At 50.3% G+C, this 25011-nt stretch carries 22 protein-coding genes; 10 read left to right on the top strand and 12 right to left on the bottom strand.

The features are described from left to right. Nucleotides 1–20 precede the first annotated feature (20 nt). Nucleotides 21–518: a DUF4920 domain-containing protein gene (locus ACW9SV_RS11140; protein WP_479556840.1), complete on the top strand. Its 498-nt coding sequence runs from the start codon at nt 21–23 to the stop codon at nt 516–518. Nucleotides 519–613: 95 nt separating this feature from the next. Here ACW9SV_RS11140 and ACW9SV_RS11135 read toward each other — a convergent pair whose 3' ends face one another. Together ACW9SV_RS11135 and ACW9SV_RS11130 are read right to left on the bottom strand one after the other, a co-directional pair. Continuing rightward, nucleotides 614–1030 (bottom strand): hypothetical protein, encoded by a 417-nt coding sequence (locus tag ACW9SV_RS11135; RefSeq protein WP_479556839.1) that lies wholly within the window; start codon nt 1028–1030, stop codon nt 614–616. 72 nt (nt 1031–1102) lie between these two features. Continuing rightward, entirely contained in the window at nt 1103–1897 is a 795-nt protein-coding gene (locus ACW9SV_RS11130) for an alpha/beta fold hydrolase (protein ID WP_479556838.1), read from the bottom strand. Nucleotides 1898–2484: 587 nt separating this feature from the next. Here ACW9SV_RS11130 and ACW9SV_RS11125 point away from each other — a divergent pair. After that, nucleotides 2485–3201, top strand: a complete 717-nt coding sequence (locus tag ACW9SV_RS11125; RefSeq protein WP_479556837.1) for a 3-ketoacyl-ACP reductase — start codon at nt 2485–2487, stop codon at nt 3199–3201. 102 nt (nt 3202–3303) lie between these two features. On the opposite strand, the gene ACW9SV_RS11120 is transcribed toward ACW9SV_RS11125, so the two are convergent. Both ACW9SV_RS11120 and ACW9SV_RS11115 read right to left on the bottom strand, forming a co-directional pair. After that, a complete protein-coding gene (locus ACW9SV_RS11120) occupies nt 3304–4449 on the bottom strand; it encodes a DEAD/DEAH box helicase (RefSeq protein WP_479556836.1) in 1146 nt (381 codons plus the stop codon). Between the two features lie 84 nt (nt 4450–4533). Continuing rightward, nucleotides 4534–5025 carry a gluconokinase gene (locus ACW9SV_RS11115; protein ID WP_479556835.1) on the bottom strand — a complete coding sequence of 164 codons (492 nt, stop codon included), beginning with the start codon at nt 5023–5025 and terminating at the stop codon, nt 4534–4536. A gap of 203 nt (nt 5026–5228) precedes the next feature. Between ACW9SV_RS11115 and ACW9SV_RS11110 the strand changes: the two genes are divergently transcribed. From ACW9SV_RS11110 to ACW9SV_RS11095, 4 genes are all read left to right on the top strand, one after another. After that, nucleotides 5229–6500 carry a hypothetical protein gene (locus ACW9SV_RS11110; RefSeq protein ID WP_479556834.1) on the top strand — a complete coding sequence of 424 codons (1272 nt, stop codon included), beginning with the start codon at nt 5229–5231 and terminating at the stop codon, nt 6498–6500. Between the two features lie 227 nt (nt 6501–6727). Further along, nucleotides 6728–8779 carry an NAD-dependent DNA ligase LigA gene (ligA, locus tag ACW9SV_RS11105; RefSeq protein WP_479556833.1) on the top strand — a complete coding sequence of 684 codons (2052 nt, stop codon included), beginning with the start codon at nt 6728–6730 and terminating at the stop codon, nt 8777–8779. A gap of 267 nt (nt 8780–9046) precedes the next feature. Then, complete coding sequence (locus tag ACW9SV_RS11100) at nt 9047–10054, top strand: amidoligase family protein (protein WP_479556832.1); 1008 nt, start codon at nt 9047–9049, stop codon at nt 10052–10054. Further along, a complete protein-coding gene (locus ACW9SV_RS11095) occupies nt 10042–10983 on the top strand; it encodes a gamma-glutamyl-gamma-aminobutyrate hydrolase family protein (RefSeq protein WP_479556831.1) in 942 nt (313 codons plus the stop codon). The genes ACW9SV_RS11100 and ACW9SV_RS11095 overlap by 13 nt, the downstream gene beginning before the upstream one ends. 216 nt (nt 10984–11199) lie before the next feature. Here ACW9SV_RS11095 and ACW9SV_RS11090 read toward each other — a convergent pair whose 3' ends face one another. Continuing rightward, the gene (locus ACW9SV_RS11090; protein WP_479556830.1) at nt 11200–13125 is read right to left on the bottom strand and encodes an OmpA family protein; all 1926 of its coding nucleotides are present in this window, start codon (nt 13123–13125) and stop codon (nt 11200–11202) included. 4 nt (nt 13126–13129) lie between these two features. Then, nucleotides 13130–13711: a 7-carboxy-7-deazaguanine synthase QueE gene (locus ACW9SV_RS11085; protein WP_479556829.1), complete on the bottom strand. Its 582-nt coding sequence runs from the start codon at nt 13709–13711 to the stop codon at nt 13130–13132. Nucleotides 13712–13847: 136 nt separating this feature from the next. On the opposite strand from ACW9SV_RS11085, the gene ACW9SV_RS11080 reads away from it, so the two are divergent. From ACW9SV_RS11080 to thrC, 4 genes are all read left to right on the top strand, one after another. Then, nucleotides 13848–14177 carry a hypothetical protein gene (locus tag ACW9SV_RS11080; RefSeq protein ID WP_479556828.1) on the top strand — a complete coding sequence of 110 codons (330 nt, stop codon included), beginning with the start codon at nt 13848–13850 and terminating at the stop codon, nt 14175–14177. Between the two features lie 101 nt (nt 14178–14278). After that, nucleotides 14279–15685 carry an aspartate kinase gene (locus ACW9SV_RS11075; RefSeq protein ID WP_479556827.1) on the top strand — a complete coding sequence of 469 codons (1407 nt, stop codon included), beginning with the start codon at nt 14279–14281 and terminating at the stop codon, nt 15683–15685. 10 nt (nt 15686–15695) lie between these two features. Continuing rightward, on the top strand, nt 15696–16661 hold the full coding sequence (locus ACW9SV_RS11070; protein ID WP_479556826.1) for a homoserine kinase: 966 nt from the start codon (nt 15696–15698) through the stop codon (nt 16659–16661). Further along, on the top strand, nt 16658–17977 hold the full coding sequence (thrC, locus tag ACW9SV_RS11065) for a threonine synthase (protein ID WP_479556825.1): 1320 nt from the start codon (nt 16658–16660) through the stop codon (nt 17975–17977). Before ACW9SV_RS11070 ends, thrC begins: the two co-directional genes overlap by 4 nt. Nucleotides 17978–18067: 90 nt before the next feature. Here thrC and ACW9SV_RS11060 read toward each other — a convergent pair whose 3' ends face one another. The 6 genes from ACW9SV_RS11060 to ACW9SV_RS11035 all read right to left on the bottom strand — a co-directional run bounded on the left by ACW9SV_RS11060 (nt 18068) and on the right by ACW9SV_RS11035 (nt 24962). Continuing rightward, the gene (locus tag ACW9SV_RS11060; RefSeq protein ID WP_479556824.1) at nt 18068–18949 is read right to left on the bottom strand and encodes a bifunctional 5,10-methylenetetrahydrofolate dehydrogenase/5,10-methenyltetrahydrofolate cyclohydrolase; all 882 of its coding nucleotides are present in this window, start codon (nt 18947–18949) and stop codon (nt 18068–18070) included. 381 nt (nt 18950–19330) lie between these two features. Next, complete coding sequence (locus tag ACW9SV_RS11055) at nt 19331–20878, bottom strand: DHA2 family efflux MFS transporter permease subunit (RefSeq protein ID WP_479556823.1); 1548 nt, start codon at nt 20876–20878, stop codon at nt 19331–19333. Nucleotides 20879–20881: 3 nt separating this feature from the next. Then, complete coding sequence (locus ACW9SV_RS11050) at nt 20882–21922, bottom strand: HlyD family secretion protein (RefSeq protein ID WP_479556822.1); 1041 nt, start codon at nt 21920–21922, stop codon at nt 20882–20884. 18 nt (nt 21923–21940) lie between these two features. Continuing rightward, complete coding sequence (locus tag ACW9SV_RS11045; protein ID WP_479556821.1) at nt 21941–23314, bottom strand: TolC family protein; 1374 nt, start codon at nt 23312–23314, stop codon at nt 21941–21943. After that, on the bottom strand, nt 23311–23949 hold the full coding sequence (locus ACW9SV_RS11040) for a TetR/AcrR family transcriptional regulator (RefSeq protein ID WP_479556820.1): 639 nt from the start codon (nt 23947–23949) through the stop codon (nt 23311–23313). The genes ACW9SV_RS11045 and ACW9SV_RS11040 overlap by 4 nt, the downstream gene beginning before the upstream one ends. A 269-nt stretch (nt 23950–24218) precedes the next feature. Continuing rightward, a complete protein-coding gene (locus tag ACW9SV_RS11035) occupies nt 24219–24962 on the bottom strand; it encodes a DUF4184 family protein (protein WP_479556819.1) in 744 nt (247 codons plus the stop codon). Nucleotides 24963–25011: the final 49 nt, after the last annotated feature.

Below are 25011 nucleotides of genomic sequence, written 5' to 3'. Positions count from 1 at the left end.
TGAAACTACCCTTCACCCTCATGAAAAAGCTCCTGTTCCCATCTGCCCTGGCCCTTTCCCTTTTAATAGGAAGTTGCGCCAAAAACCCTGAAACCCCTCCCACCCAGGCGAAAGCCGCTACCGAAAAGGTAACCTCCTATGGTGACAAGCTAAATGCCGCAAAAGCAATTGATGCCTCAGAGTTACCCTCACTCCTCGCCAACCAAGACTCCGCTAAAGCGGTAGTAGCCTCTAATGTCTTGGGGGTTTGCCAGGCCAAAGGCTGCTGGATGGAGGTGGACGTGAAAGGCCAGGAACCTATGCGGGTAACTTTTAAAAATTACGGGTTCTTTATGCCCAAAGACCTCAAAGGCAAAGAAGTGGTATTTGAAGGGGTAGCCCTGCGTGACACCGTGAGCGTGGAAGACCAGCGCCACTTTGCCGAGGATGCAGGTAAAAGCAAAGAAGAGATTGCGGCCATCACCTCGCCTAAGCCCTCCATCACCTTTATTGCCTCTGGCGTTCAGGTGAAAGAATAGCAGGACTTATAGAATTTCAGTTAAAAGCCGTTTAGCAGCTCTTTTCTTTAAAGGAGCTGCTAAACGGCTTTTAACTTATGATTGTGAAGGAAACCTCAGGTTAGTTGCTGCAAAAGCCACTTCTCTGCCAAGGCTTGTTCTTCAAATGACTTCAGTACTAAATGGCCATTTAGATGGATTTTGAACTGCTCAAAGGACCTTTGCCCATAAATTCCGGGTGATAAAATATGGGCGAAATACCGGAGCCCAAGGGAATTTGCCTGCGGTGCCCATTTATAGGCTAAGAAAGAAACGGCCGCTTCCCAAGGGCCAATCAACTCGCGGTTGCTATTCAGCAGCCCTCTGCAAGGCCTCTCCCGCAGCATGGCGAGTACATGGTTACTGCCCATCACCATCGTTTCCAGAGATTGTATACCTATCCAGTTCACAAAGATGTACTCGTTATGGGGCATCCTATGCGCCTCAAAGTAAACGTCTCCGTTCCCCTTCTTAAGTTCTTTTGTTGTATCCATTCACTACATCTTACCGGCTAAAACTGAGGACCGGAATGAAAACCGATCCTGCTTAGCCTTTACAGGCCAGCCTTACTTTCCTAGAAACTCCTTTATGGCGGCCACCGTCTCCTCTGGGGCACTTAGGTTAGGGCAGTGCCCGGTTGCTTCCAGAAGTTTAAAGGTGCTGTTAGGCAGTTGCTGGTGCATGTACTCTCCTACTTCCTGGGGTGCGATAAGGTCCTCTTTGCACTGAAGGATCAGGGTTTCGGTTTTGACATTATTCAGGTCCGCACGGTTATCAGACAGGAAGGTGATGCGGGCAAACTCCTGAGCTACTTCCCTATTGCTTTGACAGAAACTCTGGGCCAGTTCCTGGCTAAGCTCCGGCCGGTGGGGGTTGCCCATAATCACCGGGGCAATGGCGTTGCTCCATCCCAGGTAATCGCTTTCTAAGGATACCAGCAAATCATTAATCCCCTCCTGGGTGAAGCCTCCGGTGTATTCTTCATCATTTATATACCGCGGAGAGGGACCAATCAGGATCAGTTTTGAGAACCGATCGGGGTCCAAGATGGAGGCCAGTACCCCAATCATGGCACTGACCGAGTGGCCAACGAACAAGACATTCTCCAGCTCCAATTCCTCACAGATTTCAAGAATGTCAACGGCGTAGGACTGCAAAGAAGCGTATCGTTCCAGGGTGAACAACGAGGTGTCTGCCTTCCCAAATCCAACGTGGTCAAACAGGACGATTCTGTACTCGTCCTCAAAGGCTGGGGTGATGTAGCGCCACATATTCTGGTCGCAGCCGTATCCGTGGGCAAACAGCATGGGCTTTTGGCCTTTGCCTTTCACCTTTACGTTGTTTCGTTGGATTGCATTCATGTGTAGGGGGGTGATAAATGAAACCGGAAAATACATCAGAAGCCGGAATAGGCTCAATATACAAACCTTATTTGCAAGAACCTTTTTTGAGCCTTCTTTTCTGAAAAGGGCTCTAAACTATATTCATCTAAAAAAGAAAAAGGTTACAATATTTTATTAAAAAGAGACTATAAAATTAAGGCATGAATGCAGTCTAAGATGCAAATGGCAGAAGGCTTTACCACCCTGTTTATTAGGCAACTAGCTGATTTAAAAACTTATTAAGGCATTCAATTTGCACGGAAGAGGTTCTTCTGAGCACATACTTCTCAGTAAAACAAAAAGCCTTCTATGCAAACCCGGTACAGGTAAGACTATCATCCTGGTACACTTAAGTATTCTGTTAAAGGGCATTATTTAATTCAAATCTTTAACTTATTAGAAAACAGAAAGTTGAAGATGCCTTGCAAGAGGTTCTTTGGTCAGGCACAAACCAGGTCCTTTATTTTCCGTTTGTTTAAGGCCTACCGTATCCTGCAGGATAGCGGATATAGGTTGAGCAGAAGATTTTCCTCTGCTACTTTTGATGTTTTTACAAAAGTTAAACTATGGAATCTTTGAAAGGAAAGACCGCTCTCATCACCGGGGCCGGAAAAGGAATTGGGAAAGCAGTAGCCATTGCTTTGGCAAAAGAAGGAGTAAATATAGGCTTGCTATCCCGAACCCAAAGTGATTTAGAAAAAGTGGCCTCTGAGATTGAGGGCTATGGCGTGGAAACCTCTATTGTCACAGCCGATGTAACCAAAATACACAGTGTGAACGAGGCGGTGGAGCAGGTGCAGCAAGAACTGGGTTTTATAGACATTTTGATCAATAACGCCGGTACCGCTTCTTTTGGCAAGTTCCTGGAACTTGAGCCAGACCAGTGGGAGCACATTATCAAAGTGAACCTGATGGGACCTTACTACGTGACCCGCGCTGTGCTACCGGCCATGATCACCAAAAAAGTAGGCGACATTGTGAACATATCCTCTACGGCGGGCCAACGCGGTTCAGCGGTTACCAGTGCTTATAGCGCTTCCAAATTTGGGTTGATAGGCTTGTCTGAGTCCTTGATGCAGGAAGTCCGGAAGCATAACATCCGGGTAACTACCCTAACCCCCAGCACCGTTGCCACCGAACTCTCCCTGGACCTGAAACTTACAGACGGTAACCCTGAAAAAGTAATGCAGCCAGAAGACTTCGCTGAATTTGTGGTTTGCCAATTGAAACTGAACCGCAGGGTGTTCCTGAAAGAAGCCGGCATCTGGTCTACCAATCCGTAAGTTTCCAGACTTCTCTAAGCAAACAACAAAGCCTTTCGGGCCTGTTTTAAGAAAAGCAGGTCCGAAAGGCTTTGTTGTTTGCTGTCAAGGGAGAACGGTTAATTAATATCCTTTTAGATCAATATCTTTTGTTTCCTGGGTAGGAATTACCCGTTTGGTTTGCTTTTGGATGATCTTGAAATGGTGGGCATCTTCTGGCGTGACCAGGGTAATGGCATCCCCGGCAGATTCGGCCCGTCCGGTGCGACCAATGCGGTGCACGTAATCTTTTGAAGAGCGGGGCAAGTCATAATTGATCACATAAGGCAAGTACTGCACGTCAATTCCGCGCGAGGCCAGATCGGTGGCCACCAACACTGCCACTTTCCCCTTCTTGAACAACGCCAATGCTTCCGTTCTGGCACCCTGGCTTTTACCGCTGTGCAGGGCTACGGCCTTGATCCCGTTGTTGGTCAGTTTTATCACCAGGTGGTCGGCGCGCTGGGTGGCAGAAACAAAGACCAGCACCTGTTGCATTTGGTGGTGCTTAATCAAGTATCGAAGGAAGGGCCCTTTTCGCTCTGTTTCCACCAGGTAGGCTACCTCAGTGATGAGCGAAGGCACGGCACTTTCCGCTTCCTTTATTTCAACCGTAACAGGGTCCCGCAGCAAGGTTTCCTGGATGGCATTCACTTTGTTGTCAAGGGTAGCCGAGAACAGGAGATTCTGGCGTCTTTTGGGTAAAAGAGTTAAAATCTGGCGCATCTCTTCCTCAAACCCTAGGTTCAGCATTTTATCGGCCTCGTCCAGCACCAGCGTTTCCACCTCCGATAAATGCACCGCCTTAGATTCTACCAGGTCCAACAGACGGCCCGGCGTAGCCACCAAAATATCGGTGCCCTGCAATTTCATCATCTGCGGATTTATGGACACGCCCCCGAACACCGCCAGGGTTTTGATCTGGATAGGAATATGGGCGCTGAAAGACAAGAACACCTCCCCCACTTGTAAGGCCAGTTCCCGCGTGGGCACCAGCACCAGGGCTTTCACGTACCGGTTCCGGAACGCCCGGTTGGTTTGCATCTTGTCTAGCAAGGGCAAGGCATAGGCCGCGGTTTTTCCTGAGCCGGTTTGCGCAATCCCCAACAAGTCCTTCCCTTTCAGGATCTCCGGAATGGCTGCCTGCTGCACCGGGGTTGGATTAGGAAATTTTTGGGCGGCAACGGCTTTGACAAGGGCGGGTGATAAACCTAACTCAGAAAAGGACATAGAAGAATGGTATTTGCTGCCTCAAAGATAACCTTAAAATATGGGTTTGGGACACAGCAGGCTTTTACTGCCAGTAGGAAGCACTCACAAAGCCCAATCATTTTGGATGATCTGCTCCACTAAGTCTTCTGGCGAATGCACCACGTCCAGGGCCAAGGCATCTTTAGGCACCTCTAAGGTGTTGAGTTGCGAGGCCAGCAGCGTTCCGGGCATAAAATGGCCCACGCGTTTGCCCATCCTACTTTTCAGGAGTTCCTCATCGCCGTACAGGTATACTATTTTAAGGCCGTTTTCCAAATCTTGACGCAAAACCTCCCGGTACCGTTCTTTGAGCGCTGAGCAAGCCATGACCACTTCCTGCCCGGCTTTCTCGGCCTCTTTCAGAAGATGGTTCAGTTTGAAAAGCCACTCTGCCCGGTCTTCATCGGTGAGCGGAATGCCCTGGCTCATTTTAGCGATGCTAGGGGCCAGGTGGTGATCATCGGCATCAATGAAATGCAGTTGAAGTTTCTCGGCCAGCAGTTTGCCTACGGTTGACTTTCCGCTCCCCGATACGCCCATTACCATGTATGACATGCTTTCTTTTTTTGCGTGATAAGTTATCAAAAAAATACGCACTACCGTCTGGTATGTTATTTCTACGGATAGAACATTCAGGCATAATGGGCAGATACGTGCTACTATAGTCTCTCCTACTTTAACATAGGATGACATTTCAGCGGTATGTTTCTTTCCTTTCTGAATATAGAATTTACTATATTTAGGTAAACTGTCGTTCTATGCTCTTAACTGCCTCCCCTTTTCAGACCAAAGAACCTGTCTTAAACTATTGGAGCACCTGGAAAAAAGTGCTCTTCCGCTTTGTAACCCTTTACCTTGGCTTTTACATATCAGGAACCCTGGTTTCTTCCTGGTGGCAGCCTTTAGTTGCTTTTCTTGCCGAGCATGTGCTGCAGGTAAGTCATCCTGTGAAACAACAATTCACAGGCAGTGGCGATACTCTTTTCCATTACGTGCAAGTACTGGGCATCATCCTGTTGTCTATGCTGGGAACTTTGATTTGGACGGTCATTGACCGGAAGCGCAGAAATTACGACCTGCTTTTGTTTTGGCTTTTGGTTTTGGTTCGGTATACCCTGGCTATTACTATGATTAGGTATGGCTTCGTGAAGATCTACAAAACCCAATTCCCATCCCCACTTCCCTACTCCCTCTTTCAGCCTTTAGGAGAAAGCTCCCCAATGGGTCTAGTCTGGAATATGATGGGCTATTCTACCGGGTATAATTATTTTACTGGCCTAGCAGAAGCGGCTGGGGGTATTTTGTTTTTCTGGCGCCGTACCTCCACACTAGGCGCGCTGCTTTCCTTTGGGGTGATGGCCAACATTGTAGCGCTAAATTTCTTTTATGACATACCCGTGAAGCTGTACTCCTCGCACCTGCTGCTCATGGCTGCTTTTGTTGCCGCGCCAGAAATGAAACGGCTGTTCACTTTCTTTTTCCTGAACCAACCGGTGCCTGCTCCTACCCAGCCACTTCCCTTAAAGAAAAAATGGATGCAGCAAACCCGGTTTTGGCTTAAGTTGGCCTTTCTGAGCTACCTGAGTTTTGCCACACTAGTGCAAGGCTATCAAAGAAGCAAATGGTACAAACAATCCATCACCAGCTTTCCATTATTCGGCGCCTATCAGGTAGAAACATTCGTGCTGAACGGAGACACGCTCCCGCCCCTCACCACTGATACCGTCCGATGGAAACAGATGCTGGTGAACAGTGCTGGTTTCATAGGTGCTAAACTCATGAATGACTCTCTCCAGGGGCTATATGTGAAAACAGATACCATTCACAAAACCATCTCCTGGACTTCATCTTCAGACTCAACCCAAAAATCACTGCTTCGGTATCACCAACCAGATAGCTTACATTTCATTTTGACTGGGCACTTAGAACAGGATTCCGTACAGCTGCACCTCCGGAAACTAGATCTGCAGCAATTGCCCCTGCTTAGCCGAAGATTTCATTGGGTGAATGAGGTTCCGTATAATAGGTAGTTAATGTTTTAAGGCTATTTTCTAAAAGCAGAAGCAAAACAGGTCTATGCTCAACTGCTCCTCAAATTAGCTCCGGTCATTCTCATAAGCGCTAATGAACTCTATACAGCACTAGCAGATTGCTCCACCCAAGTTAAAAGGAATTGTAGTTGGTTAACTTCAGGGCAACGGTACTTAGGCAAGCTCCGTTTTTCTTACCTTTACCAGTAGATTAACGCCATCAACCCATGTCTGAGCAGAACCCTGAAGCCCGCATCTTAGAGCTAACCCAACGCCTGAACTACCTTAACTACCAATACTACCAAAACAGCATCTCAGAAGTGTCTGATTACGAATTTGATCAGATGCTGAAGGAGCTGCAACAATTGGAAGACCAGCACCCTCAGTTTCGCTCAAACAATTCCCCCACCCAGCGCGTGGGCGGAACCATCACCAAGAGCTTTCCTACGGTAAAGCACAAGTACCCAATGTTATCCCTGGGCAACACCTACTCAGAAGACGAGGTTCGGGAGTTTGACAAACGGGTGCGTAAAGTAACAGGTGACGAGGTAGAATATGTCTGCGAACTCAAGTTTGATGGGGTAGCCATGAGCCTCACCTACACCAACGGGGCGTTAACGGCCGGTGTCACCCGGGGCGATGGTACCCGTGGCGATGATATTACGCCCAACGTCCGGACCATCCGTACCATTCCGTTACACCTACACGGGAATGACATCCCGGGGGAGGTGGAAGTACGGGGCGAGGTGTTCATGCCATTTTCCGTTTTTGAGGAATTAAACAAAGAGCGCGAGGAAATAGGCGAAGCCTTGATGGCGAACCCCCGCAATGCTACTTCCGGCACCCTCAAATTGCAAGACTCCAAAGAGGTGGCCCGCCGTCGCCTGAGCATGTTTGCCTATAGCTTACTCAGCACTCCTACCCTGTTTGACAGCCACTCCCAAAGCCTGGAGGCGTTGCAGCGTTGGGGCTTGAACGTGTCGCCCACCTGGCGCGTGTGCGGTACCATTGAAGAAGTAATGGACTTCATCCATGAGTGGGAAACCAAACGCTTTGAACTGCCCATCGCCACCGACGGCATTGTGGTGAAGGTGAACTCCTATGCGCAGCAAGAGGAACTGGGCTACACCGCCAAGAGCCCCCGTTGGGCCATGGCCTATAAATACAAAGCCATGGAAGCCGTGACCGAGCTGCTGGGCATTGAATATAACGTGGGCCGTACCGGGGCCGTGACACCAGTGGCCCTCATGCAACCGGTACTGCTGGCCGGAACCACCGTAAAACGCGCTTCTTTGCACAACGCCAATGAGATAGAACGCCTGGGCCTCATGCTTCATGACCGGGTAGTGGTAGAGAAAGGCGGGGAAATCATCCCGAAGGTGACGGCCGTGAAAACCGAGGCCAGAACTGAGAAAGCGGCCCCAATTGTTTATCCCACCACGTGTCCGGCCTGTAGCACTCCCCTCATCCGTACCGAAGGCGAGGCCAACCACTACTGCCCCAACGAAAAGGGGTGTCCGCCGCAGGTGAAAGGCAAGTTGGAGCACTTCATCAGCCGCAAAGCCATGAACATCATGAGCTTGGGCGAAGGAAAGATTGAGTTATTGGTGGAGCAAGGCCTGGTTACCAGCCCTGACCACCTCTACGACCTAACTTATGACACCTTGTTTGGGTTGAAGAAGACGTTTGTGAACGAGGAAACCGGCAAAAGCCGCATTGTAACCTTCCAGAAAACCACCGTGGAGAACATCCTCAAAGCGCTGGAGAAATCAAAGGAAGCCCCGTTTGACCGGGTGTTGTTTGCCTTGGGCATCCGGTTTGTAGGTAATACCGTGGCGCAGAAACTAGCCCAACACTTCCGGAACATAGACGCCTTACGGGCCGCTACCGAAGAAGAACTGATTGCCGTTCCAGAGATTGGCGGGCGGATTGCGGCTTCGGTGCGGGAGTACTTCCAGGATGTTTCCAATGTTCATGTGGTGGAGCGACTTCGCACCCACGGCTTACAGTTAGACCTAGGCGAAGTGGCCGTGGTGGAACCCCAGAGCGACAAACTGGCGGGCCACACCTTCGTGGTATCAGGGGTTTTTACCGGTTATTCCCGCGAGGAACTCCAAGACACCATTGTGGCCAACGGCGGTAAAATAGTAAGCTCTATCTCCAAAAAGCTGTCTTACCTAGTAGCCGGAGACAAAATGGGCCCGAGCAAACTTGAAAAAGCCACAACGCTGGGCGTTAAGATTGTCAATGAAGAGGAATTCAATCAGATGATCGCCTAAGACATCATATTCCAAAAGGTTATTGCTGGCTTGTCTTATAGACTGGTTAGTAAGAAACATCTAGTTCTGCCATTCAAAGAAAACGTTTAGGGGCTACTTTCAAGAAAGTAGTCCCTAAACGTTTTTTGTTTCTACCCTAAAAGCATTTGAAAATAAATACCAGGCAAAGGCAGTATCAACCCTAAAACACTTTCAGAAAGTACAAAAAATGTAACGCTTCTTGTCTATACACGTTCGTTTAGGAAAAACCGTGTAGACTGTAAAGTTATGTCTTTCAAGCCACTGCCAATAGAGAAGAATAAAGAAGGAAATGTGCGTACCGTAGGCTTTGAACTGGAGTTCGCCAATGTGGGAATCACCGAGTGCATCCAGATTATCCAGGAATTGTACGGGGGCGAGGTGCAATGGCAAAACCGTTTTTGCGCCAAGGTGGTAGGTACGCAACTGGGAGACTTCAGCGTAGAAATTGACCTGAAACTCCTAACCGAGAAGCAGTACAAACCCTTCTTTGAGAAGCTGAACCTTGACATAGAGCACATCAAACTGGGAGAGGGAACGCTGGAGGAGAAGATTGACGATGCTCTGGAGAGCGTCATCAAAAAAGTCATTCCTTATGAGATTGGGGTTCCCCCTCTGCCTTTTACCCAACTAGATCCATTGGAGCAATTACGCCAGTCTTTGTATGAGCACCAGGCCAAAGGGACGGAAGCCTTCTTCACTAACGCCTTCGGTACCCACATCAACACCGAAATTCCCGATACCGAACCAGCTACCATTCTCCGGTACATCCGGGCATTTCTGTTGCTGTACCCTTGGTTACTGGAAGCCGGCGAGACCGACTTCGCGCGTAAGAATTTGACTTCTTTCATCAATCCGTTTCCGGCGGAATATAATATGTTGGTGTTGAATCCTTCCTACAATCCAAGCCTGGAGCAGCTCATTGAAGATTACCACCAATACAACCCAGACCGGAACCGTCCCTTGGATATGTACCCTCTGTTTGCCTATGTGAACCCGGAGCAGGTAAACCAATTCACAAACCTGGGTAGCGTAAAAGCCCGTAAAACATTCCATTACCGTCTGCCTAACTCCTGCGTTTCTGACCCAGACTGGACCCTGGCCCAGGAATGGAACAACTGGGTGGTCATTGAGGAACTGGCCAGCCAACCCGAAAGAATCACCGAGATGAGCCTGGAGTACCTTAAACTAAAGGACTCTACCCTAATAGGGTTTGAAACGAAATGGTGTAAACAAACAGAACAGTGGCTAACCTGAAACCTAAGAATTACAAGATAAACCGCAACCGCCCTACTATTGGCATTACCGGGCCAGACAAGGGCGGTGAGGTGGCCTGGGTTTTCACCGCCTTTGGGGTTTTACTGGCCGGCGGCAAACCCGTTCATATTACTCCCTCCAATCCACGCACTGCCGATGGGTTGCAGGGGCTCATTGTAGGCGGCGGTGCCGATGTGGACCCCCAGACCTACCAGAAAGAAGCTGTTTTCCAGGAGTACCTTCAACGCACCCTCCAAAATCCCCGCAAAAACTTCTTCCAAAGAATATGGCGCTTCACGCGGTGGATCTACTACCCTGCCCTGTTTTTCGTGCGAAAACTTTTTAGCGGAAAGCCCCAATGGTCCCTGGACCAGGCCCGCGATCACCTGGAGTTCCAACTGATTGACCAGGCGGTAAAGAAAAACCTGCCGGTACTGGGGATCTGCCGGGGTTCACAGCTCATGAATGTGTATTTCAGAGGCACCCTGCACCAGGACATTAACACCTTTTACAAAGAAGAGCCTAACCCTTCCAGCATTTTCCCGGTGAAGCAAGTCACGTTGAAGCCCGGCAGTAAGCTGGCGCAAATTATTGGGGTACCTACCTTAAAGGTGAACGCCCTGCACCACCAGGCGGTCAACCAGCCCGGCCAGGGAATAGAAATTGTAGCCCGCGAGGCTAATGATGTGGTGCAAGCCATTGAATATGTAGGACCAAGGTTCATGATAGGTGTACAATGGCATCCGGAGTACCTTCCCCGCCGACAGGAACACCGGCGCATATTCCAAGCCCTGGTGCAGAAAGCCCGCGAAGTGAACCTGCAAATAGAAGACCTGGATATGGATGAAGCCCTGGCACAACCAAGAGCCAAAGAGCTGGCCACCTTAGATCAGCAAGCAGAGGAGACATTGCTTCAAAGCAATAGGTAGGTCAGGCAAGATTGTTTCTACCTCAGGAATTTAATTGTTTTAATGAAAATATATCTAGGGGTTTTCTGCCCTGTTTTCCTAAAAAAGGCAAAAAAGCGCCCGAAGAATCTTCGGGCGCCTTTTTGCTTCTACTTAACTATTTAACAACTAAACCTAAGTTTCACTAATGATAGAACCGCAAGAGGTTGTGATTGTTTAAGGAGTTAGGAAAATATTTTAAAGAATTCGCATTTCAATGCGCCGGTTTAATTGCCGGTTCTCCTCGGTGTTGTTTGAGGCCGCCGGTTGGGTTTGCCCGTATCCCTTGGCTTGGAAGATTGTAGCCGGTGCCCCTTTAGAAACCAGGTACTTCACAACCGCTTTTGCCCTGGCTTCTGAAAGCTTCTGGTTTGCGACTGCTTGGCCCACGTTATCGGTGTGACCGGCAATCTCCACCTGAATCTTCGGATTGGCTTTCAGAAATTGGAACAATTTATCTAATTCCGTCTGCGACTCGGGCCGCAGTTCCGCTTTTCCAGTATCGAAGAACAAGTTGCTCAACACCGCTTTAGCGCCTTTGCTCAAGGGCTGCAGGTAAAAATCCAAAGCCAACGGAGCAGTAGTGGAGGTAGCGGCAATGTGGCGGCTTTCCAGCACGTGGCCTGGGGCCGTGACATACAAGGCATACCGTTGCTTTTGGTTTAGGACGATGGTGTAAGCACCCGATGCTTTATCTGAGCTTACCTGCTGACTAATCACCCCGGCTGAATCCAGGTCATACACCTGCACGGTCGCTTTCAAGGGCTTTTTGGTTTGGGCATCGAACACCCGTCCTTGGGCAAACGAGGATATGGTTTTTCCTTTCCAGATTTCCGGTACCTCAAACTGCAACAAGGCCACTTCTACTTTGCCCCCACCCGCCGATTGGCCGGAGTAGTACCCGGTCTTGTTATCAGCGGAGATGAAGATGGAGCTTTCGTCGCGATGGGTGTTCAAGGGGTAGCCCATGTTTTGGGGGGTACCCCAACCTCCTTTCTCGCGGTCCACTTTGAACAAATCCAACCCTCCCATGCCTTGCAGGCCATCAGTGGCGTAGTAAAGAGTATTTCCGCTGGCATGTAGAAAAGGAGAGTTTTCCCGGCCGGGGGTGTTTACTTTGGGTCCTAGGTTGACAGGGATGCTCCAGGTGTCGTCTTCCTGTTGTCTGGTTACCCAAAGATCCTCACCTCCCTGGCCTCCTTTCCGGTTAGAGGCAAAGTAAATGGTCCGACCATCGGCAGAGAGGCTGGGTTGTGAGTCCCAGGAACTGGTATTCACGTTACGCCCCATGTTCTTGGGCTTGCTCCATTCGTTTCCCTCGCGGTAGCTGATGTACAGGTCACAGGATCCGTAAGAATCCTGGCGGTTACAGGAGGTGAACACCAGCACGCGGCCATCACCGGAGAAAGAAGCGGCTCCTTCGTTCAGCTCTGAGTTAATAGCCTCTGAGACTGATACCGGTGCTTGCCACTCTCCTTCCTTGCGGTAAGCCAGGTACAGATTCTCGTCATCCATAGGGCCGCTTCCCTGCCGTGCTGTGAATAGCAAGGCCTGTTGGTCGGCAGTGAGCACGGGCGAATACTGCAGGGTGAATCTGTTGACCCCATCCCCTAATGGCTGTGGCTTGAAGTTGACAGGGTTTTGGAGGGCGTTTTTGGCAAAAGACACGTTATTCAGTTGTTGCAGGGCATGCTGCATCTGCCGGCTGTTCTTCTTGCCGTACTGCGTGTAGTGCTTATAAAAAGTAGAAGCCTGTTCATACTGGCCCCGGGCAAAAGCCAGATCAGCGTAGTTAAAATAATCCGCTGACCTACCCGGGTGTAGGGCCATTTTATTTAAACCTTTCCGGTAGTTCTGGTACGCCTCCTCTTCCTTTTGAAGAATGCGGTACAACCCGGCCGCCTCCACGTAGGCCTCCCCAAAAGTTGTGTCCCGCTTAGAGGCCTCGTTGAACGACTCCAGAGCTTTTTCAAAATTCCGGGCCTTTATGTACTTCAGTCCTTCCTCAAAAGCACTCTGGGCCTTTTTGTTAGAAGAACCACCGGCAGCTTGCTGGGCAGAAACCGAGGAGGCTGAAAACAGGGCAAAAAACAGAATCAGGGCAAAAAGCGGGAAACGCAGCATGGATTTAGGGTATATTCAGAAATTTATGCGTCTGAAGCGAGATACGCCATTTAGGGTTACTCTTCACATACTCTACAATCTGGGGCATCATCTGGTCGGCTTTGCTCCATTCTGGCTGCAGGTACAGACGCGTGTTAGGCCCTACCTGAGCGGCATGTTCCTCGGCCCAGGCAAAGTCGCTTTTGTTGAAGACAATTACCTTCAGCTCACCTGCGTGAGGTTGAACGGAAGGATGAGGCCCTTTGAATTTCTTGGGCGAAAGACAGATCCAGTCCCATTGCCCACTCAGCGGGTACGCCCCAGAGGTTTCAATAAAGGTTTGGATGCCGCGCTTCTGAAGTTCTGAGGTAAGGTAATCCAGGTTGTAAAGTAACGGCTCTCCGCCGGTTACTACCACGGCTTTTCCTGGGTACTGCTCGGCCTGCTGCACAATCCAGTCGGTATCGGTGAGCGGGTGCAGATTGGCATCCCATGACTCTTTCACGTCGCACCAGTGGCACCCAATGTCACACCCCCCTAACCTGATAAAGTAAGCGGCTTTGCCGGTGTGGTACCCTTCGCCCTGGATGGTATAAAAATGTTCCATCAAAGGCAGTTTTGTTCCGTCTTTGGGCACCGTGTGTACGGAGGCAATCTTATGTTCTAACGTAGCTTCCAATTTCTCTCTGTATGCTGGGCCGCTCTAGGACTATTTTCTTGAAAAAAGCCCCTAAACGGCGGTTATGTTATTAGCCCAACAAGCATCTAACGCGATAAGTTGCGGTTTGAGCATGCTAACCGCTATAGACTTTTTTGAAGGGATCTGCAAAGGTAACTATTCCAAACCACAATGCGCAGAACCGCCGTACTCCCCACCTCCTGCCTCTTTATTAAAGTTTTTTCACCTTTTTGATTTGAACCTTAATAAAATTTTAGATATTGGACCATCAATGCTTAAAACTGACAACATAGCACCCTTCCTTCTTTCTTCTTTCTCAGAAGAAACGGCTATGTGCGTTTTGGCATCTTCTATTATTACTGGTATTACCACGATTACCCCTAAGGGGGTATAAAGGCACATATCGTCCATTCACAAGGCCAACATCCACCTGGCCTTTTCGGCCAGTGGGCCAAAATCACCGTATTTAGTATCGTTTCCTAAAAGCCTGATCACATGCTGGTTTTGAAATTTGGGGGTACCTCCGTGGCCAACGCAGATGCCATCCGTCAATTGATCTCTATCATCCAAGAGAAAGAGGCTTCCAGAATGCTGGTGGTAGTCTCTGCCATGTCCAAAGTCACCGATTTGCTTATTGGTTTGTACCAGAAGGCCGCTGCCCAGGATGTCACCTACCTGGAGCTGCTCTCCCAACTGGAAGTGAAACACATGGAGGCCATTGAAGCGTTGGTGCCCATGAGCCAGCAGATTGACATCAAAGGTCGTATCAAGATGATTTTCCGGGAGCTGGAGGATGTCTGCCGCGGCATTTACCTCTTGGATGAGCTGAGTGACAGCACCAAAGCCAGGGTTATGGCCTACGGCGAACGCCTATCCTCAGCCATCGTGTCAGTGGCGTTTCAGCACCACGGCTTGCCCAATGCGCTGGTAGACAGCCGGGATTTCATCCAAACAGACACCACCTATCTTAACGCCAAGGTGAACCTAAAAGCCACCTATTCCTTAATGCAGGAAAACCTTCCGGAAGCCAACCTGATTGTGGCGCCTGGTTTCATTTCACGCTCAGCGGATGGAAAAACCACCGTGCTGGGACGAGGCGGTTCAGACTACACCGCTTCTTTGTATGCCGCCGCCTTACAAGCCGATGTATTGGAAATCTGGTCAGACGTGGACGGCATGTACACCACTGATCCACGTAAAGCCAGTGCGGCCTACTCCATTGAGGAACTGAGTTACGAGGAAGCCATGGAGCTGGCCTACTTCGGCGCGAAGGTTCTCTACCCGCCTACCATCGCACCGTTGGTAGCGGCCAAAATCCCGTTGGTACTTAAGAACACCTTCAACCCTAACCATAAAGGAACGCTCATTTCTGCCAATCCGGCCCCAAGTGCCCACAATGTGAAGGGTATCTCCTGCATTGACCACATTGCGGTGCTAACCGTGAGTGGCAGCGGGATGGTGGGTGTCCCGGGGGTGGCCATGCGGCTGTTCAAAGCCGTAGCGCAGGAATGCATCAACATCTATTTTATTACGCAGTCTTCTTCTGAGCAAAGCATCACCATTGGTCTAGCTGAGGCCGAGGGCGAGAAAGCCGTGCAGGCCATCACCCAGGAGTTTGCCGATGACATGGCACAGGAGCTGCTGAACCCAGTGAGTTTGGAGACCCCAATGAGCATTGTGGCCATCGTGGGCAACGGCATGATCCAGCAACCAGGTATTGCCGGCAAAGCCTTCTCGCTTTTAGGCGACCACCAAATCAACATCCGGGCAATTGCGCAAGGGGCCACTGAGCGGATCATCTCAGTGGTTCTTAACTCCAATGATGCCCACCGCGCCGTGAACCTGCTTCACGACCGCTTCTTTCTCTCAGTACCCCAACCCTCTGCCAGCCCGGTAGTCTAACCAACATCCTATGAACGAGAACGATTTTGTCAAAGCCTATGCGCCTGCCACCGTGGCAAACGTTTGTTGCGGCTTTGATGTGCTGGGCTTTGCCCTTGACCAACCCGGAGATGAAGTCTGGGCCCGGAAAACAGATACCCCCGGTATTACCATCTCGACAATCCATGGCATAGATGGACTTTCCGCAGATCCTCAAGAAAACGTAATTGGTGTGGTGGCCCAAAAGATGCTGGATGACTTAAATGTAACCCATGGTTTAGAACTGCAGTTGCACAAAGGCATGCCGGTGGGCAGTGGCTTAGGAAGCAGCGCCGCCAGCTCGGCCGCCGCGGCGTTTGCCGTGAATGAACTGCTCGGTTCCCCTTTTACTACCCAGGAATTAGTGGTGTACGCCATGGAAGGAGAACGCAAAGCCTCCGGGTCTGCCCACGCCGACAATGTGGCTCCTTCCCTTTTGGGTGGCTTTGTGCTGGTGCGGGACTATGATCCCCTGGATGTGGTTCCGTTGGGAGTTCCTTTGGAGTTGTACTGCACCATTCTGTACCCGCAGATAGAACTGAAGACGTCGCTTTCCCGCAGCATCTTAAAACAGGAAATCCCTTTGAAGAAAGGCATCCGGCAATGGGGAAACCTGGCGGGCTTAATGGCCGGTTTACTTAAAAAAGACTATAACCTGATTGGCCGCAGCCTGCACGATGAGATCTTTGAACCAGAGCGCTCCGTCTTGATTCCCTTATTTAAGCAAGTGAAGGAGGCTGCTAAAGCCGCCGGTGCTTTGGGGGCCGGTATCTCTGGTTCGGGTCCGTCCATCTTTGCCCTTTCTGCCTCCAAAGAACAGGCGGTTGCCGTGAGACAGGCCATGGAAGCCGTTTACGCGGGCAGCGGCATTGAAACCAAAACATACGTATCACAGGTGCCGGACCAGGGAGTTCGCCTAGTAAACCAATCCACCTTTCAACCCGCCCTTCCGCTATGAACTACTACAGCACCAATGACTACTCTGCCCAGATGAGTTTCAAGGAAGCCGTCATCAAAGGACTGCCCCAGGACAAAGGACTCTTCTTTCCGCAAGAGATCCCTACTCTGGGCGAAGACTTCTACGAGGCGCTTCCCTCCCTCTCCTTGGCTGAGATCGCCTTTGAGGTACTGCAACCGTTTGTCACCCCTGATATTACTCCGGAGCACTTACGGCAGGTTTGCGCCGAGGTGTTCAATTTCCCCATTCCGTTGGTGGAGGTAGAAAAAGACGTCTACGCCTTGGAGCTTTTCCATGGGCCAACCTGCGCTTTCAAAGATGTGGGCGCCCGGTTTATGTCGCGGTGTCTGCAGGCTTTCGCGGAGCCAGACCGGCCAGTGACCGTGTTGGTGGCGACCTCGGGTGATACCGGCAGCGCGGTAGCTAACGGATTTTTGGGGCTGGAGAACATTGATGTGGTGGTGGTGTACCCGCAGTTGGGCGTAAGTGAAATCCAGGAAATGCAGTTCACCACCCTAGGTCAGAACACCAGCGCCGTAGGCATTGAAGGTACTTTCGATGATTGCCAAGCCCTTGTAAAACAAGCATTTTCAGACGAAGAGTTAAATCAGAAGAAGAACTTATCCTCGGCCAACTCCATCAACGTGGCCCGGTGGCTCCCGCAGATGGTGTACTACTTCCACGCGTTCGGCCAATGGAAAAAGTTGAACCCAGATGCTCAGGAATTAACCATTTCGGTGCCCAGCGGAAACTTCGGGAACCTGGCGGCTGGCTTGTTGGCCCGCCAAATGGGATTGCCCGTGACGTATTTTGTAGCGGCCACAAACCTTAACCGCATTGTGCCTGACTACCTGGAAACCGGTGAGTATAAGACGGCTCCTTCGGTTTGCACCATTGCCAATGCCATGGACGTAGGCAGCCCCAATAACTTTCCGCGCATTCAGGAGTTGTTCGGGCATAAACTGAAAGCTATGCAGAAAGTAGTGAAAGGTTTCTGGGCTGATGACGAGGAAATCAAAGGCACCATTAAACTGGTGCACCAGGAAACCGGCTACTTGTTGGACCCGCACGGAGCAATTGGATACCTCAGCCTCCGCCAGATGCTTCCCGAGCTGAAAACACCCGGTATTTTCCTGGAAACTGCCCACCCTGCCAAATTCAAGAAAAGCATGGAAGAGGTACTAAGCCAGGAAATAGAATTACCAGAGCAGTTAAAGGTTTTCCAAGGCCGCCAAAAACAGGTAACCGATATGCCCAATGACTTTGCCGGTTTCAAACTGCTCTTGCTGCAGGAACACAAAGAAGGAACCTTATAAAAGTTATTTTAAGTTTAGTTTTAATATAAAGTCTTCTAAATGGAAAAGCCTCACCAACAAAGAGAGTGGTGAGGCTTTTCAATTATAAATTTAGGAATAGACTTCCTTTTTGGCTGCGCGCAAGGTGTTCTTGAGCAACATGGAGATGGTGAGGGGTCCTACGCCTCCGGGTACCGGCGTGATGTAGCTGCATTTAGGAGCTACCGCGTCAAAATCCACGTCGCCGCGCAAACGCCAGCCTCTTTCGCGGGTGGCATCGGTTACCCGGGTGGTTCCCACGTCAATGACCACTGCCCCCTCTTTCACCATGTCGGCGGTGATCAGGCCAGGTTTGCCTACGGCCACAATCAGGATATCGGCTTGGCGGGTGTGGTGTGCCAGGTCAACCGTGTTGCGGTGGCAGATGGTGACGGTTGCCTCACCCGGAAGAGTGCACTTGCTCATCAAAATGCTGATAGGCGTTCCCACAATGTTGCTGCGGCCTACCACCACGCAGTGCTTGCCTTTCGTTTCAATATTGTAGCGCTCCAGCAACTGCATGATGCCGTAAGGCGTGGCCGGAAGATAAGCAGGCAAGCCCGCCACCATTCTACCCACGTTCACCGGGTGAAAACCATCCACGTCCTTCTTGTAATCCATCACCTCTAGTACTTTGTCTGAACTGATGTGCTTGGGAAGCGGCAACTGTACAATCAAACCGTCAATCTCGGCATCCTCGTTTATCTCTTTGATCTTGTTTAGGAGGGCTTCCTCGGTGATGTCAGACTCATAATGAAGCAAGGTGGAGGCAAAGCCCACGCGCTCACAAGCCAGTACTTTGTTGTTTACATACGTCATTGAACCACCGTCCTGGCCTACTAAAATAGCGGCTAAATGTGGCACCTTTCCTCCTTGTTCTTTGATTTGAGCAACTTCTGCGGCAATCTCGCTTTGGATGGCTTCAGAGGTTTTCTTTCCGTCTAAAAGGGTCATGGGTAAGAGAATGAGAGATGATACGAAGCGCAAAAGTACAAGCCAATGTGGAAAGTGCCTCGGGTTTTATCAGTTATTTCCTGATCCTTAATTACATATAAGAAAAAAGATATTTCAGTTAGGCTTAGTGCAAGCCTTTCTGTACCTAAGCCCTCCTATTTCCTCTGTTTTCTACCTGTTTATGGAAAAACAAACCTTAAAACGCCAAGCGGAATAAACCAGGTAAAAACATTCCATGCAGCTATCCCAAGCAAAGGTTTTGCCGCTTAGTCATTTTTTCATCCTGATTTTGAAGCAATGGTTAGTAAAACAAAATCCTTTTCGGAGCCGATTTTAGGGAAACGGTTCTGAAACGGATTTATATTCTTGAAAGCTTTTTGGTTAATGCGCGTCTACCGGCATCTTAACGCCTTTCTTGAACTTCTGCAGGTACAGTAATGGGATGGAACATAGCATGATCATGCCCGATACCCAGAACGCATCGGTGTAAGATAATAGAGCCGTTTGCTTCATCACCATGCCTTCTATGGCTTTGTAGGCGGCTTTCTGGGCATCCATAAACGAGTATCCTTTGCTTAGAAAGTTCTGCAGCAACCCTTTGAAGCGCTGGGTAAAGGCTGGGTTGTACTCATTGATGTTCACCAACAAATTACTGCGGTGGAAACCAGAGCGCACGTGAATAAGCGTGGTCAGGGCGGCAATCCCGAAAGAACCGCCCAATTGCCGCATCATGTTGTTCAAACCAGTTCCTTGTCCAATCTCGGCTCCTTTCAAGTCCTGAATAGCCAGTGTCGTCAACGGCACAAACAGCAAAGCCATGCCTATGCCCCTGATGGCTAGGGGCCAGAAGAAGTTTTCCGTCCCGGATGCGAGGGTAGATTCGTTCATCATCATGGCAAAGAGGAAGAACAACAGCATGCCCACGGTAGCCATAAATTGTGCCGGCACGCCTTTCTGCAGCATTTTTCCAACAAAGGGCATCATCATGATGGTGAACAAACCGCCCGGCAAGAGCAGCTTCCCCGACTGTGCCGCCGTGAATCCCAGCAATCCCTGGGTAAACACCGGAAACACGAACATGGAGCTGTACAACCCGAAACCTAGCACGAAAGACGTAAACATGCCCACCGAAAAACTCCGGTGGCGCATAATCCTGAAGTTCACAATAGGATAATCAATGCTCAACTCTCGCCAGATGAAGAGCAAGGTCCCGATCAACGCCGTAGCCGAGAGCACGATGATGTAGGTAGCCGAGAACCAGTCTTCGGTTTCGCCTTTCTCCAGCACTATCTGCAAGCTACCCACTGCAATGGCCAACAGCGCAATACCCCACCAGTCAATCGGCTTACCGCCGGTTTCTTTGGGTGTGGCCCGGATGAAGGTATAGGTAGCCACGGCCGCCAGAATTCCCACCGGAACGTTCACGTAGAAAATCCAAGGCCAGGAGTAATTGTCTGTGATGTAGCCCCCGATGGTAGGTCCTAACGTAGGCCCTACTACGGCTCCCAACCCGAACAAAGCGGTGGCGGTTCCTACCTGCTCTTTGGGCCAGGTCTCCAGCAAAATGGATTGCGAGGTGGACAGCAGGCCTCCCCCAGCCAAACCCTGTAGAATCCGGAAGATGACCAGTTCCTCTAAACTTGTGGCGTTGCCGCAGAGAAAGGAGAAAACCGTAAAGGTGATGATGGAGGCCATGAAGTAGTTCTTCCGGCCGAAGCGGCTACCCAACCACCCCGACATAGGCAGGATGATCACGTTGGCTACCGCGTAACCGGTCACAATCATGGCAACGTCTTCCAGCGTCGCTCCCAGGTTGCCCTGGATCTGGGGCATGGCTACGTTCACGATGGTGGTGTCAATGAGCTCCAGCAGCGCGGCGGTGATCACCGTGATGGTGATGGCCCATTTTTTTAAACCCGTTTCTGCCATGGCTTATTCTTGCGTCAGCACCGATGCTTTCACGCTCATGCCGGGGCGCAGGCGCTTCATCAGTTCCGGATCGGCTTTTATTTTGATTTTCACGGGCACGCGCTGTACCACTTTCACGAAGTTACCGGTAGCATTGTCTGGCGGCAGCAGCGCGAACTTGGCACCGGTGGCGGGTGAGAAGTTATAGATCTCCCCTTCTACTTTGGCTTCGGGGAATGCGTCTACCTCAATGTTCACCTTCTGTCCTTCTCTAATGTTCTCCAGTTGCGTTTCCTTGAAGTTGGCGGTCACGAAGATGCTGTTGTCGTTCACGATGGAGAACAGGCTTTGCCCGGCTTGCACCAGCTGTCCTTTCTGCACGTTTTTCTTAGACACAATGCCACTGGCCGGCGCCGAGATGGTGGTATACGACATTTGCAGTTTGGCAAAATCCACATCGGCTTGGCGCTGGTTTACGCCCGTGTTCGTCACAGCTAACTGGGAACGAGTGGTACCTACCTGCTGCAAAGCGGCTTTGTATTGGTCCTGAGCGGCCTGGTAGTTGGCCTGGGCCACATCGCGCTCAGCTTTAGCCTGTTCAAATTGCTGCTGCGTGATAGAACCGTCTTTGATCAGGTTCGCGAAACGGTTGTAGTCCTGGGTAGCTTTCCAAAGGCGTACGCGGGTGGCCTCAATGTTCGCTTTAGCAGTAGTGGCGGTGGCTGCGGTAGCGGTGATCTGAGCCTGGTTTACGCCGGTGCTGGCGCTGGCGCCTTGCTGGGCGGCCATAGCCTGCTCTACTTTAATGGCGTAATCGCGGTCATCCAGTTTTACCAGTAACTGGCCTTGGTTTACGTGGGTGTTTTCCTCAAACATGATGGAATCTACATAGCCACTCACGCGGGCCACTACCGGACTGATGTCAGCATCAATCTGGGCGTCATCGGTGTCTTCGTGCTTGCTGTAGTACAGGTATTCTTTCACCCCGAAGAACCCGCCTATGATGAGCACCAGGCCTAAGATGATGGGAATAACTTTATTGGATTTCTTTTTCTCGGTTTCCATTCTGGTTGTATGCGGTAATTAGTTGATGATATTTCCAGTTGATTTAAGCAAAGTGTAGTAAGCTAAGCCAGCATCGGCGCGGGCCAGTTCCAGATTGATGAGCGCCTGGTACAAGCGAGTTTGGGCATCGATGCGGTCGGTGGCCGAGGCTACTTTGTTTGTGTAGCGGGAGGCTTCACTGCGGTCGTTTTCCTCAGCTTGCGCAATAGAGGTCTGCAGAATGTTAATCTTGTTTAGCGCCAACAGGTACTTCTGGTAGTTCTGATTTACCTCGGTCTTGAGTTGGTCGGTGGTCAGTTCGCGGCTGATGTCCAGCTGGGTTTTCTGGATCTTGGCTTCGGCGATTTTGTTTTTATTGGTCCAGAGGCGGTCAAAGTTCCAGGCGGCGGTTACCCCCACCGTCCCGATGGCTAGTGCACCATGACTAGGTGGAATGATGGAACCGCTGGGATTGATGTGGTAGGCATCGGCAGAGGCCACCAAGGCAGGCAAAGCATCGGCTTTAATGGACTTGATGTTGGTATCAACGACTTTGCTGTTTAAGGCAATGGCCTGCAGTTCCTCGCGGTTGGTGAGGGCAGAATCAAGGTACGCGGCCAGAGAAAGCGTGCGTCCGTCCGGCGCACTTACTTCGTCCACCACCAGGTCGTTGTTCTCGGAAAGTCCCAGCAAGAGGTTCAGGTTATAGACCACGATATTGCGGTTGGTCTCCAGGTCGGCCCCTGTGAGTTCCACGTTGCTGCGCTGCAATTTAAAACGCAGCACGTCGTTCTTGGTCACAATGCCCTGCTCAAAGAACCGCTGCGCCTGCTTGATTTGCCGGTCAATGGCCTGTAGGTTCTGCGCCACCACTTTCTGGCTTTGCTGCAGTTTATACAGGTTGAAGTACGCATTGGTAATGGTGTAGGCAATTTCATCTTTGTCTTTTTCCGCATCCAGGCGGGCCACCTGCGCCATCAGGTCGGTAGATTCTTTGGCGTATTTCAGCTTGTTTCCGGCAAAAATAACCTCCTGCACTGAAACCGTTCCTAACAAAGCATTCGCCCGTTTTGGCAAGAAAAACGGTTCTGCGTTATCCGACATCTGCAAGATGTTGGAAGGAATTTCAGCGTGGTTGTAGGTGAAACTGGCACTGGCTTTTGGCTTGGCTTCGTCTTTCACCTGGTTGTAGCGGGAGATGGCCTGGTCAATTTTGGTCTGGGACAAGCGCAGCACTTTGCTGTTCTGTACGCCCAGTTGCACTGCCTCCTGCAGGTTCAGGTGCTTGGCTTCCTGGCCCGCGGCGGGCTGGACCAACGCCATCACCAGGCTCAACCCGCCAATAACAGCGGCTATTATAACTTCCCGCCCACTGGACGGACGTTCAGGAGCAACATTGATTATGGATTTCATTTGTTAAGTAAATGTGTTTTAAGCGAGTCTTCTAAGTAAGCCAGCAGGCGCGGCTTCATTTCTTCCTGCAGCACCTGGTCATCCAGCAAATCCATCTTCAGGATTTTGGAGGCTAATCGGCGTGAATTAATCAGGTAGTTCACCGTACCGAAAATGCTGGCGATGGTCATTTCCACATCCACCGGTCGGAACTCTTCTTTCTGTATGCCTTCTTCCAAGATCTGCTGCACGTGCATGGTGTTGGCGTAAAGGTTATCCAGCACAAAGTCGGTCACTTCTGAGGCCCCACCAGGTCTGAGCACTGAAATTTCCCGAAAGATAATTTTGTGGAAGTATTTGCTGGTTGCAACCTTGCCCACGTAGAGCTGCACCACCTGCGTGATTTTGTCCCAGGAGGAAGTGTCTTGCAACGCAATTTCCTCAAAGCTCTTCCGGGTACTGGCCATTCTCCGCTCCACCACCGCCTTCAGCAGACCATCTTTAGAGCCGAAGTAGTAATTGAGCATGGCCATGTTCATGCCTGCCTCCTGCGCCAGCAGCCGGGTAGAAGCGCCATCATAGCCCAACTCCCCGAACACACGTTCCGCCACATTCAGCAAGTGCTCTTTCTTATCTATTTTCTCTTTCTCTGCCATTTTCTATAAAGTAGGGCAAAATTAATCAATCGATTGATTAATAAACAAGGCGTGTTTTGTTTTTGTTTCTAATAACCCCATAATTACTTATAGATGAGGAAGATTATTTTAAAGAACAGGATGTAAGTAAGCTAGAAGGAAGAACACCCTTACCCTATCTGCAACGGCACCGGTTTGGCCATTAGCCTCTAAAACGCAAAATTCCCGCTTTGTTTTAGGGCTGCTTTTAGGTAAACAGTTCTAAAACCAAGCGGGACCTCCTTAGAAGATTACGCCAGTGCCCGTTTGCTGAACAAGTTGGCGGCGGAGGAAGAAACTAGTATGCCCAGCAAACCGGCTGCAATGGCCGTCATGATGATGTCATCCATGATCATCTCCCGGTCCCTTAAGGTAAACCGCAAAATGAACGTGGGCACTGTTATTAGGATCGCTAATCCCCAATACCTCCAGAAGGCGGCGGGGTGCCAGGCTGCCTCCCGGGAAGGTAGTTTCAAAGCCTGATAAACAAGAAGGAGCCCCATTACCAGGCTACTCAGGTATTGCAGGATGTGATAACCCGGAACCGTTTTCCCAAACAGCTCATATTTAGCGGCAAGCCAGGGGAAGTTGTTTGCAGTCCACCCGTAATAATGGGTAAAGTCGTCACATAGCAAGTGGGTGACCACCCCCAGAAAGGCCGAGGTTATCACCACTACCCAGTTCTTTTTGAAATACCCAACCCAATCAAAAGCCTTATACACCGTGAATCTCTTCTTTAGGAAAAGAGGCAGATGGTCAATAAACGGGTTTCGGATCCAGAGATGGTACAGGAAAGCCATGGCCACCACTACCGGAATGTCAAACAGAAAAATGCCTTTTAACGTGTGGCTAATATCCGTTTCGGCCCGCATTCTGAAAAAAAATTCAAAATCAGGGGCCATGCTCCCTAGAGCCAAAGCCGTGAGCGACACTTTTTTGCCGGAAACAGATTGGAACGGAAGAATGAGCGCGGGGTGCGAGAAGGTGAACGGCATGAAGCACAGCAAAATAGAAAAATAAAAACCCGATGCCTGAGCACCGGGT

This window comes from Rufibacter sp. JT20002, assembly GCF_056491185.1.
Note: the sequence above shows the minus strand (reverse complement) of the source record. Positions and strands in the feature narration are given on the sequence as shown.